The organism is Algoriphagus sp. SE2 (assembly GCF_039563885.1).
GTDB lineage: Bacteria > Bacteroidota > Bacteroidia > Cytophagales > Cyclobacteriaceae > Algoriphagus.
Window position 1 is genome coordinate 295,219 of the sequence record NZ_JBCLWJ010000002.1, and the last position, 12,877, is coordinate 308,095.

5 protein-coding genes are annotated in these 12,877 nt (G+C 37.2%); all 5 read left to right on the plus strand.

Translation table 11 applies throughout. The features are described 5' to 3' along the window. Nucleotides 1–135 precede the first annotated feature (135 nt). Nucleotides 136–2,607 carry an ABC transporter permease gene (locus AAGF08_RS03390; protein ID WP_343509584.1) on the plus strand — a complete coding sequence of 824 codons (2,472 nt, stop codon included), beginning with the start codon at nt 136–138 and terminating at the stop codon, nt 2,605–2,607. Nucleotides 2,608–2,652: 45 nt separating this feature from the next. Continuing rightward, on the plus strand, nt 2,653–5,097 hold the full coding sequence (locus AAGF08_RS03395; protein ID WP_343509586.1) for an ABC transporter permease: 2,445 nt from the start codon (nt 2,653–2,655) through the stop codon (nt 5,095–5,097). Nucleotides 5,098–5,153: 56 nt separating this feature from the next. Further along, nucleotides 5,154–7,565 (plus strand): ABC transporter permease, encoded by a 2,412-nt coding sequence (locus AAGF08_RS03400; protein WP_343509588.1) that lies wholly within the window; start codon nt 5,154–5,156, stop codon nt 7,563–7,565. Nucleotides 7,566–7,653: 88 nt separating this feature from the next. Further along, on the plus strand, nt 7,654–10,065 hold the full coding sequence (locus AAGF08_RS03405; protein ID WP_343509590.1) for an FtsX-like permease family protein: 2,412 nt from the start codon (nt 7,654–7,656) through the stop codon (nt 10,063–10,065). Between the two features lie 146 nt (nt 10,066–10,211). Then, nucleotides 10,212–12,629 (plus strand): ABC transporter permease, encoded by a 2,418-nt coding sequence (locus tag AAGF08_RS03410; protein WP_343509593.1) that lies wholly within the window; start codon nt 10,212–10,214, stop codon nt 12,627–12,629. The last annotated feature ends 248 nt before the right edge of the window (nt 12,630–12,877 follow it).

Consider the following 12,877-nt stretch of genomic DNA (forward strand, 5'->3'; position numbering starts at 1 on the left):
ATTTTTTTCATGGCATAAAAGTAGAATTAGAAGGATTGGTCTGAAATGGGATTTGGCAGGCAACTGGTCAATTTCAATTGAAATAGCTCTTCCAAATAGAAAATATGAAAGACTTTAGGCTAAAGGTTTAATTATATGTTAAAAAATTACATTAAAATTGCTTGGAGAAATCTGATTCGGCAGAAATCCTTTTCCTTGATCAATATCATGGGCTTGTCTATTGGACTTGCCTGCTGTTTGATTCTACTAGCTTATGTGAAACATGAAGAATCTTATGATTCTTTTCATCCTGATTCAGAGCAAGTTTATAGAGTAGTTCAAAATGTCCAAAACAATAGTTCTTGGGCTTGGACTGGAGGTGCAGTAGCTCCAATGCTGCGCAAAGAGTTTGAAAATGAATTGGATGAGGTAGTAAGTGTTACCCAAATCAGTACATACTTGTATGCTCCTGAGGGCCAGTCCCCAGATGAGCGATTTAGGGAGGATCGGTTTATTTTTTCAGATGAAGGGTTTGATCAAATTTTTGGTTTTGAATTGAGTAAGGGAAGTTGGGATGGAGTGCTTGATAACACCTACCAAGTGGTGATTACAAAAGAAATGGCCCAAAAATATTTTGGAGACCTAGACCCGATAGGAAAGACTTTGATTTCTACTGGCGACTTACCTTTTGAGGTTAAAGGGGTTTTGAAAGAATTCCCAAAGAATTCCCATATGGCTTTTGATTTTGTAGCCAGCATGAACACGTTTAAATCGTTCAATGAATTCCCAGTGACTGCAAATTTTGGTAGTTTCTGGTGGCCTCAGACTTATACTTATGTAAAGATAAATCCAAATCAAAATCCCTCTTTAATCAGTGATAGAATTCCTGAAATCACTCCCAATTATAGAAACGCCGAGGAGGCAAAATCCTACGTTCACTTTCTTCAGCCCATCACAGACATCCATACCAATGCAGGTTTTTCAGGAGAATGGACACCACCTGTTTCGAAGCAGACTTTATGGATTTTCCTTTCAATAGGAATTTTTGTATTGGTTCTAGCATGTATCAATTTTATTAATTTAGCTACTGCCCGGGCTATAAAAAGGATGAAAGAAATCGGGATCAGAAAAGTGAATGGAGCACAACGAGGGCAATTGATCTCCCAGTTTTTGGCGGAATCATTCTTGATCAATGCGATCTCAATGTTTATCGGGCTGATCTTGGTTTATCTGAGCATTCCTCTGATCGAATCGAGTATTTCCTTGAGGATTCCGATAGACATTCTTAGGGACAGTGATTTACAAGTTTTACTAATAGGGATTTGGGTGATTTCCTCAGTTTTGGCTGGTATTTTTCCGGCCTTTTACCTTTCTGGACTGAAACCAGAAATGATCTTAAAACAATCTCCATTAAGTAGTGGGAAGGCAGTTTTAAGGAAATCGCTGGTTGTTTTCCAATTTGTTTTATCAACCCTGTTGGTTTTCTGTGCATCCGTAGCTTTTTACCAGCATCAATTCATGACCAATTCCTCCATGGGATTTAATTCAGAAGGTTTGATTTCTGTAAAAATGGGAAATCTAGCCAAAGAAAAAGGGGATGTTTTAAAACAGGAGCTGATACAGGTGGCTGGTGTTTCTTCAGTAAAATTCTCCAGTGACAGACCGGGAATTGACACCGGCTGGAATCCGACCGCTGATTTTCCTGGAATTAAAGAAGGAGATACCAAAAACATTAATGTTCAATACGTGGATGCAGGTTACTTTGAAAGTCTTGGGATCGCTATGATCACAGGCAGAGAGTTTAGAGAGGACGGTTCGGACAGAGGTGTTTCCCAATTGATGCGGGATAGATTTCCAGATCTCAATAATGTGGCAATGATTGTCAATGAAGCAACTTTAGAGTGGTTAGGAAGAGATTCTGAGTCAGCAATTGGAGCTGATTTGAGAGTTTTTACCGAGGAAAATGGAGAGCTTTTTTCCAATTACAAAGGGAATATCGTTGGGGTGGTAAAGGATTATCATACCCGGGATCTAAGGTATTCTATTTCACCTACAATTTATCTACCTGCAAAAAATGCAGCATTTGATGGGACGAATTATGTCTTAATCAAAGCCAATAATGGGATTAATTCGACCATGATGACAGAACTTCAGGCTACCTGGAAAGAGGTTAATGAAGGCCTTCCGTTTGATTACAATTTTCTGGATGATGACATTGCCATGCAATACGAGCAACAAGCTCAGACCAGTTCACTTTTGGGGTCATTTGCCTTCCTCACCTTGATGATATCCTGTTTGGGACTATTGGGATTGTCAATTTTCACCGCAGAATCCAGAAGAAAAGAGATTGGAATCCGCCGGGTACTTGGAGCTTCAGCAATGACAATAGTAAACAAGCTGACTTCCGAGTTTTTGATACTGGTTGGTTTTTCATTGCTGATTGCTTTGCCACTGGGATATTATCTGATGCAGGAATGGCTGGATCAGTTTGCTTTTAAAGTCCCGATTTCTATTTGGTTTTTCTTAGCCTCCGCAACAATATCCGTTTTACTGGCATATTCAACAGTTTCTATCCAATCATTAAAAACTGCTTTTGCCAATCCTGTTGAATCGATTAAAAACGAATAAAAAACACAATTTCTGAAATCAGAAAAAGAATAAATATTACAAAAAATGTTCAAAAATTACTTCAAAATCGCTCTTCGGAATTTATCGAAAAACAAACTCCACACAGGGATCAATTTGATTGGGCTTTCATTAGGCTTGGGAGTCAGTATTTTGATTTTCTTTTTTGTCCAGTTCGAAATAAACTTCGATACATTCCATTCTAATTCAGAAAATACGTTTAGAATTAAAAGATATGAAATGTTTGAAGGGGAGTTGGGAAGTTCATTTTCAACACCCATCGTTTCAGCCCCTACTTTCAAGGAGGAGTTTCCTCAAATACAAAAAGTAACTAGATTCATTGGAGGAGTGGCTCAGGCCTACCTTGATGAAGAGAATACTCAAAGTCAAGAATTTTTAACAGTGAGCCCTGACTTTTTAGAAATCTTTGATTTCAATTTATTACAAGGTGATAAAGCAAGCGCTCTAAGCGATAAGTACGGAATTGTAATCACAGAAGAAACTTCTAAAAGGTATTTTGGAGATACTAACCCGATTGGTCAAAGCATTAGAATCCGAGTAGCTGAATCTTATGAAGAGTATCAAGTAACTGGGCTATTGGAAGATATTCCTACCAACTCAAGTATTCAGTTTGATATGTTATTGAATGATCAGAACTTGGATTTAATGGTAGAGGAGAGAAGCCGAAATTCTTGGTACAATGTGTTTGGTGAAACTTATGTTACTCTGGCTAGTGCTAGTCAAGAACAGGATGTAGAAGCGGGAATGGAAGCCATGATGAAAAAGGTCTTGGGAGAGGATTATGCAGAAGGAGAATACTATTTCACTTTGGAGCCTATATCAGAAATGCATCTTTCGGATGATCCCAATGCAGGCATGATCGAAACTACCCGTCCCAAATTACTTTGGATTTTATCGACAATAGCTATTTTAATTCTACTAATTGCCAGCATCAATTTTACTACCATGGCCATTGGGAGAGCGATGACAAGGGCAAAAGAAGTAGGGGTCAGAAAGACGATGGGCGCTGATTTTGGGCAATTAGTATTTCAATTTTTGACGGAAGCCTTCTTGACGACGGTAGCAGCATTAGTTGTGGGGGCTATTTTAGCAGAAATATTATTGCCAACATTTAATGAGCTTTTTGAGAAGAATCTGAGCTTAGTTTATGGATTAAATCAAATTTTGATTTTAATCGGTTTAGTAATTTCTATTACCCTTTTAGCTGGTGCTTACCCGGCATTTTTCCTTTCAGGATTGAAACCAATTAAAGTTTTGAAAGGAACTCTTTCGCTACATTTTGGTAAGCAAGGACTAAGAAAAGGCTTAGTAGCTTTTCAATTTTTCATTTCCTTCCTTTTAGTGGCATCAACTGTAATTATGGTTCATCAAATGAATACGATTCGAAACTATGATTTAGGTTTTGATCAAAATATGGTGGTAATGGTAGATGTGCCAGAAATTCCTTCAACCAGTTTTGTGAAAACTATAAATGAAAGTTTCAAACAAGCCGAATTATATAGACAATCCTTAAGCGCAAGGTCTGAAATACAATCTGCAGGGATCACCATCGCTACCTATGGCGATGATGCATTTTGGAATGCTGGCTTTCCTTTAGAGGATGGAAAGCAATTTCAATTTAAAGTAAATTTCGTTGGAGGTGATTATGTTAAAACCTTAGGGTTAGAGGTTTTGCAAGGCCGTGATTTTAACCCAGACCAAGGAGCGGATAGTAGCGCTTTTGTAATCAACCAAAAGTTTGCCGAAGCGATGGGTTGGGAGGACCCTACTGCGGAAATGATGCCTAGTACTAGATTCGATAGTCATGAAATTGTGGGGGTTGTAAAGAATTTTAACCATGCTTCTTTGTATAAGGATATTGAACCAGTTCTATTTGCAAAAAGTCCTGAAGCCGTTTTCAGTGGGATTAATTCTTTGAGTATAAATTCTGCAACCAACCCTAAAGTAATTGTAAAAGGTAATGGCTCTGATTTTGAATCATTTATAACTTTATTGGAAGATGAATGGGCAAAGGTGTTTCCTTCAGAAGCTTTTAGTTTCAGTTTCTTGGATGAAACTGTCGAAGCTCAATATAGAGCAGATGAAAGGCTGGGAAAAATGGTCTTTTTGGCGGCAGGTATTGCGATTCTAATTGCTGCTATGGGCTTATTTGCTTTGGCTGCCTTGAGTATTTCGGGACGTACCAAAGAAATTGGAATCAGAAAAGTCCTGGGAGCTTCCTCATGGAGTATTTCATGGATGTTTAATAAGGAATTCTTGGTAATCACGCTTATCGGAATTTTTATTGCCTTGCCCCTAAGCTTCTATGTCATGCAAAGTTGGATTGAGCAATTTGCAGTGAAAGAATGGCCTTCTTGGTTGAATTTCACTCTTTTGGCTATCTCAGGAATAGGGTTTACGCTGCTGATAGTCTCGGCTCAGTCTTATTATGCATCCCAGATGAATCCAGTAAAAACACTGAAAGATGAATAAGAGCAAAGAATAAAAGAAGAGAGGGTTGCCAATATCTCAATTAAACTTTACAGGTTATGTTTCAGAACTATTTGAAAATACTTTTTAGACAGCTTTACGCCCAAGGTTTGAACTCCATGGTCCACATTGGAGGTCTTGCGATAGGAATCAGTACTGTGCTTATCATTATTATTTATGTGAAGTTTGAGAAAAGTTTTGATTCCGATTTAAAATACACAGATCAACTTTATAGAGTTAATCTAACTTCTTATTCCAATGGAAAGCTTTTGGAAAAAGCCTCCCGAACATCTCCTGCTATGGGAGAAACCTTTTCTAAGGAAGTAGCTTCTGTAGAAGATTTTAGCCGGGTCGTAATTCTAGGTGAAGTCATAGCTGGATTTGAAGAGCAGTTTGTAAGAGAAGAGAATATATTTCTTGTTGATCAAAACTACTTTGAGTTTTTCGATACAGAAACCTTGAAAGGGGACGTCACAACTATGGCAGAGCCCCTAAAAGTGATGCTCTCTCAAACTATCAGCGAAAAGATTTTTGCTGATAAAAACCCTTTGGGAAAAACCCTCGAAATAAACAGTACCAATTTTGATGGAACGGTGGAATTTGAAGTAGTTGGGGTTTTTGATTCCCCTCCTGCAAATAGGCATATCAAGCCAGAGATTTTGATTTCATATGCCACGTTACATCACTTCATAGGGAAGGAGATTGATCAATCTTACGATTGGCTAAACATGTACTCCTTCCTAAAATTAACCCCTGATGCCTCAATTGCTGAAACTGAACAAGCAATCAATGAAAGTTTACAGGGACACTATGGGGAAAACTTAAAAGCCAGCAATTCAGAATGGAATCTATCTCTACAACCTGTAAATAGTATTCACACGACGCTCGACTATTCTGGAGAATATGAAAAAGGAGTTGATGGCAAGAAATTGGGATATTTTATATGGATCGGAGTATTTGTTTTATTGATGATTTATCTCAATTCCATTAATATTTCTAATGCGAAAGCGCTAAGTAGGGCAAAAGAAATTGGCGTAAGGAAGGTTTCAGGTGGAAATAGATTTCAAATCTTTATTCAATTTCTATTTGAGAGTTTTCTAATTAATTTTCTGGCGGTAGCTCTAGCAGCAATTCTAGTGTTTTCTGCAGGTCAACTTTTGAATAATATTTTGGGTTTAGGTCTGCCTGAAGGAGCTTTTCAGTTTAATTCCATTTTTGCTTATCTAATTGGTTTTTGGGTCTTTGGAACTATATTATCAGGAATTTATCCTGCTCTAGTTTTGACTTCTTTTTCTGCTGCAGGTGCTTTAAAGGGTACGCTTAAATTTAAGTTAAAATCAGCTTTTGCCAGACCGCTTTTGGTCAGTCAATTGGTCTTTTGCCTTATCATTATTACAGGAGTCTTGACGGTATATAAGCAGTTGGAATTTATGCGTCAGCAGAAGTTGGGGATTAACCTGGAAGATAAATTAGTATTTCGTTCTCCCATGCTATTTATAGAGGGAAGTGGAAACTACCAAGAACAAATTCAAAACTCGGTTGGGGCGCTAAATTCCGTTAGGAGTATTGGTGCAACAAATGAAATTCCGGGAAATGAGGTGTATTGGAGATCTGAAGGTTTTCATGTAGAAGGAAAAGAGAATAACGGGGTTATGTACACCATGCTGAATGTGGGTGTGGATTATTTTGATGTTTTTGGAATTCAGTTTCTAGTAGGAAAGCCTTTTAATACGGCTTTAGAAGAAGGAAATGAAGCCATTATCAATAAAAAAGCGATGTATGCTTTAGGTTTTGAAAATGCAGAGGATGCCATAGGACAACAACTTGAACATGGTAACTCTAGCGTTCCAATTATTGCTGTAGTGGATGATTATCGACAGCAAGGAGTAAATGTGGAGATAGATCCTATGATTTTAAATTTCTCGCCTGGGGATTTGAATTATTATATAGTAGATATTGAAGGTTCAAATCCAGAACAGACTCTTCGGGAGATTGAAGGGATTTTTAAAAAATCGTATGCAAGTTCTCCCTTTGAGTATTATTTCTTGGATCAGCATTTTGATAAGCAGTACAAGAGCGAGCAACAATTTGTTCAAATTTTTGGATTGGCCTCCGTAATAGCAATCATCATTGCGATTATGGGAATTCTTGGGGTTACCAACCAACTGGTTCTACAAAAAAACAAAGAGTTGAGTATTCGCAAAATTCTTGGCGCCACCCCAATTCAGATTCTGAACTTGATTTCAGGGGAATACTTGATTTGGTTGGCGATTTGTTTTGTAATGGGGATCCCCATTTCCTATTTTATTTTATCCGGTTGGCTCGAAAACTTTCAAGTTCAAATCTCTTTGGGGCTTTGGTTTTTTATGTTGCCGGCTTTTAGCATCCTGATGATTTTTATGGTAACTACTTTCTTCCAGACCATAAAAGCAGTATTTGTTAACCCTTCGGAAATCCTAAAAGATGAATAATTGGACCTTTGATTTTGGATTTCAAAGTTTGTTTAGTCTTAGCAATACAAGAAAACTGAATGAATTGCAATGTTGAAAATTTGAGTTTATGTTAAAAAATTACTTTAAAATAGCATGGAGAAATATCCTCCGAAATAAGCTTCGAACAGCTATCCATGTATTGGGCTTATCAATTGGGATCTCTATTTGTTTTTTGATTTTTAATGTCGTTTTGGAAGCGCATAGCTATGATAATTTCCATCCGGAAGGAGATAGGATCTATCGAATTACAACAAAGTCCAGCTATAGTGGGATGATATTTTCAAATCCTGGAGTGCCATTCCCAATGGCTGAAGTGATTGATCAGGATATCTCTGGAATTGAGGAAAAAGCCCACGTTTATATCTATAAAAAGCCCCTGGTTAGTATTCCGGAATCCAATACTAATTTTGGGAGAAGAAATGAGGCTTTGTTGGCGTCCAAATCATTCTTCAAAGTTTTTCCGAGAGAATGGATCGTTGGAAATAAGGACCTGGCATTAGGTGACCCTAATTCCGTAGTGTTATTAGAGGAGACGGCTAAGGTTTACTTTCCTAATTTGTCCATGGATGAAATATTGGGCAAAGAGATCGTTTACTTTAATCAGGATACTATTACGGCTAGAGTGACGGGTATTGTGAAATCCTATTCTGAAAATTCAGACTTGGATTTTACTGATTTTATTTCCTTGAATAGTATTGATCTTCTTCAAGATAATAGCAGGTTTAATATGGATCGTTGGGATGCCTTCACCTCTAATTCCCAACTATTTGTCAAGTTGTCGGAGGATGTCGGTCCAGAGCATCTGGAAGCAGGATTTCCTGATTTAATTAATAAGTATCTTGGCGATCAAGAAGAAGAAGTTAGACAACATTTTGTTCAGCCTTTATCAGAAATTCATTTTTCAGATGCATTAGGAAATGAGCCGGCAAATAAATTAATATTGAATGGCTTAGTTATTTTAGGGTTGATCATTTTGGTAATAGCATGTCTTAATTTCATTAATTTAGAAACAGCCCAAGCTACCAATAGATCGAAGGAGGTGGGTATCCGGAAAACATTGGGTGGAAGTAGGTTGCAACTTACCCATCAATTTTTAGCGGAGACGTTGGTTATCGTACTTATCGCTACGTGTATATCTGGTGTTTTTACGGAGATTTTGAGAGTTTTTTCAAAATCTTATTTACCAGAAAACTTTGAAATGAAATTCATTTCCTTGTCAAATCTTACGTTCCTGTTGGGATTTTCTTTTCTCTTGACTTTTGTAGCTGGTCTATATCCAGCATTAGTTCTTGGAAAATATGACCCTCAACGAGCTTTAAAAGGAGAACAGCAAGGTGTGAGAGGTAAATTTTCTTTTGGAGTTTTTCTTCGGAAAAATCTGACTATAGTACAATTTACCTTTTCCATTGCATTTGTGATTATGGTGTTAGTTGTGAACAGCCAATTACGTTATTTGAGTAGGCAGGAAATGGGTTTTGACAAAGAAGCAGTGCTCTACATTGCCACTCCATTTATGGAATCCTCCGGTAGGATTGATGTATTAAAAGAGAAGTTAAATCAGAAATCTTATGTGGCTGGTGTTTCTCAAAGTGATGCCTTAGTTTCTTCCAATAGTTATAATACATCAGGAATTAACTTGGTAGTAGACACGACCAAAGTGGAGATCGATATACAAACTAAAAATATTGATTCTTCCTTTGTGGGAGTCAATGCGTTAAAATTGATTGCTGGAGAAAATATTATTAACCAAAAAGATCAGGTTTTGGTAAATGAGGCCTTTGTAAAGGGGCTTGGCATTAGAAACTCAAACGAGGCGATAGGTTTGTCATTTAACTATGAAAGTCAAAACAGGATTATTAAGGGGGTAGTTAAAGATTTTCACGCCTTGAATTTAAGGTCTGAAATTAGCCCATTGGTAATGTTTTATTCTCCAGAATATTCTCCACTTATCAATGTGAAATTAGAAAAAGGTGTGGATATCAGTTTGGCAAAAACCGAAATGGATCAACTATTTAAAGAAGTTTATCCCTTGGAATCGGCTGAATTTAATTTTCTAGACGAGACAGTAGAGGCATTTTATGAAGATGATCAAATGCTTAGAAATGTCATGGGCTTCGCATCAGGACTTGCCATTTTGATTTCTTGTCTTGGCCTGTTTGGGTTATCCTCTTTTACCATTGCTCAACGGACCAAAGAAATTGGTATCCGTAAGGTCTTAGGTGCTACTATTATACAAGTGCTGGTAATGATCAGCAAGGAATATGTATGGTTGATTGGGGTTTCATTTGTGATAGCCTCAGGAATTGCTTGGTTTTTTTCCAGTGAATTTTTAAACACGTATGCCTTTAAGATCGGAATGCCATATGAGCTGTTTATCCTTTCAGGATTCCTCATTTTGATAGTATGTTTGACCATCGTTGGATTACATGCTTTTAATGCTTCCCAGACGAATCCTGCAAAAGTTTTGAAAGATGAATAGAAAAAAGTATCCAGTACAAAGCTTGCCTGCCGAAGCTAGGTACCATTTTCAAAGTAACAGGTGTGGTGTGCTAAAATCGTAGATTTTAGGTATTGAAATGATTAGAGCTAATTTTCAAATTTTCAAATTTTTCAATTATTAGAACCATGTTTAAAAACTACTTCAAAATTGCCTTCAGAAACATTTTTAGAAATAAAATGCGTTCTTTAATTCATGTTCTCGGCTTGTCTATTGGGGTGGCAATATGCTTTTTGATTTTCAATGTTGTTATGCATTCCTACAGCTTTGATAAATTTCACCCGGATGCCGATAGAATCTATCGAGTGAATACTTTGACGGATTGGGGAGATGGAGAGAGTTTTCCCAACTCTGGAACTCCAGGACCCTTATATGAGGTAATTAAAGATGAAATCTCTGGGATCGAAGAAAAAGGTAAACTTTATACCCTATACAATACCTTGGTGACCTTTCCCACTACTAATAAAGTATTTGGCAGGACGAATGATGTGACTTTTGCGGATCCTGGGTTTTTCAAAATTTTCCCAAGAGAATGGCTTGCAGGAAATCCTGAAACAGCTTTGCTTCAACCTGAATCTTTGGTGATTTCAGAAACGAGTTTACATAAGTATTTTCCAGGCTCAGATGCTTCGGATGTATTGGGACAGGAATTGATGTTTGTGGATTCAGACTCTATCTATGCAAAAATCACGGGAGTAATAGCGGGGTATAAAGAGAATACAGATTTTATTTTCAATGACTTTATATCTTTAAGTACAATCAGAACGGAAGAGCAAATAAGTTGGTATGGACTTCATGAATGGAATTCAGTGAATTCAAATAGTCAGCTTTTTATCAAACTTGATAAAGGAGTTTCACCTGAATCTGTGGATGAAGCTTTTAATCCATTGATAGCAAAAAATATGGAGGCTGAAGAAAACGGTGAATACAATACCAGCTTTTCTGTCGAGCCACTTGCTGAAATGCACTTTGGACAAACTTATAGAAATAATAGTGTTTCCAAAACTTTCTTAAACGGGTTGGTATTTATTGGCTTGATAATCTTAGTGCTTGCGACCTTGAATTTTGTGAATCTTGAAACTGCCCAGGCTATTGGACGATCTAAGGAAGTTGGCATTAGAAAGACAATTGGCGGCACTCAGTTTCAATTGATTTTTCAGTTTTTAGCTGAGACTTTTCTGATAATTTTGATTAGCTCACTATTGGCATTAGGCCTCATGGAAGCACTGAAAATATTGTTTAAAACGTATTTGCCTCAGAATTTCGCAATAGATTATTTTTCATATTTCAATCTATTATTTTATGTAGGTTTTCCACTTCTATTGACATTTATTACGGGGATTTATCCAGCTTTGATACTATCTAACTACGACCCTCAGCGAGCTTTAAAAGGGGAAATGGTAAGAAATGGAAAATTCTCTTTAGGGGTATTTCTGCGGAAGAATCTCACCATTATTCAATTATCATGTTCCATCGCTTTTATCATTCTTGTTTTGGTACTGAACTACCAGCTGAAATATGTCACCAGTCAGCCACTGGGATTCGAAAAAGAAGCAGTGGTGTATGCCAACTTGCCATTTATGTCCGATCCGGATAAAATGCTACAGCTTCAAGACCGTATTAATCAGGAGGGAATGGTACAAAGCGCAAGTCTAAGTGGAAGTCTGGTGTCTTCTTCGGGTCTTTGGACCTCTATTGCACGCGTACCAGTGGATACTGCATTTGAAGAGCTTTCGATTCAGGTAATGAATGTTGACTCGGCTTTTATAGGTGTGAACGGTATTCCTCTGCTAGCAGGAACTGCGAGCATAGACCAAGAAGATGAGATTATGGTGAATGCCAAATTTGTCAAAGAGGCCGGTTTTTCAAGTCCTGAGGAAGCTTTGGGTGCTGAAATAGGATATAGTCAAAAGCAAGTAAAAATCATCGGGGTTATTGCTGATTTTCATTCCCGAACACTTCGTGAGGAAATCCGACCTCTCCTCTTTACCTATAATCCAGAGTATTTTCAGTCTATTAATCTAAAGCTTAATCCGGATCAAAATTTGGCTGCGGCAAAGGAGAGGTTAGACCAAATCTATGGCGCAATTTATCCATACGAATCCACTCAATTCAATTTTTTGGATACGCAAATTGACCGATTTTACCAGGAGGATGTAAAAATCAGAAACGTGTTGGGTTTTGCTTGCGGATTGGCGATTTTGATTTCTTGTATGGGATTATTTGGTCTTTCCTCCTTTACAATAGCACAACGTACTAAAGAGATTAGTATTCGTAAGATCTTAGGGGCAAGCTTGCAACAAATACTTCTTTTGATTTCTAAAGAATACATGATTTTGGTTGGGATTTCATTTTTGCTAGCTATCTATCCTGCTTATTTCTTCCTCAATAATTGGCTTAGCGGCTTTAATACCAGGGTTGATATGCCATACCTCATATTTATTGCTGCAGGATTAGGAGTACTCTTAATTTGTCTTCTTATCGTGGGGACTCATTCCTATGTAGCTTCCCAAACTAATCCTTCCAAAGTGCTTAAAGATGAATAAGGTATTTGTGATTAATATTAAGTTTAAAGGATAATTTTATTGGCTTTCCCTTTGGTAAGTTTGATAGCTTTGTATAGTTGTTTATCTAAGTTCAAGTATATTTTATTGGGACCTTTCTCAAAAAAATCATTAAATCACCAATATTGTAATTAAAATTTTTAATGAAGTTCTTTAGGGAGAAATTCCCCATAAAAGTTAAATTGTGCCATGGTTTTATTAAGCCTAGATCCATATGACTTAACAGACAT

What these genes read in the sequence shown, in the direction of transcription:
- AAGF08_RS03405 (WP_343509590.1), top strand. Translation starts at nt 7,654, where the DNA reads ATGTTAAAAAATTACTTTAAAATAGCATGGAGAAATATCCTCCGAAAT.
- AAGF08_RS03390 (WP_343509584.1), top strand. Translation starts at nt 136, where the DNA reads ATGTTAAAAAATTACATTAAAATTGCTTGGAGAAATCTGATTCGGCAG.
- AAGF08_RS03395 (WP_343509586.1), top strand. Translation starts at nt 2,653, where the DNA reads ATGTTCAAAAATTACTTCAAAATCGCTCTTCGGAATTTATCGAAAAAC.
- AAGF08_RS03400 (WP_343509588.1), top strand. Translation starts at nt 5,154, where the DNA reads ATGTTTCAGAACTATTTGAAAATACTTTTTAGACAGCTTTACGCCCAA.
- AAGF08_RS03410 (WP_343509593.1), top strand. Translation starts at nt 10,212, where the DNA reads ATGTTTAAAAACTACTTCAAAATTGCCTTCAGAAACATTTTTAGAAAT.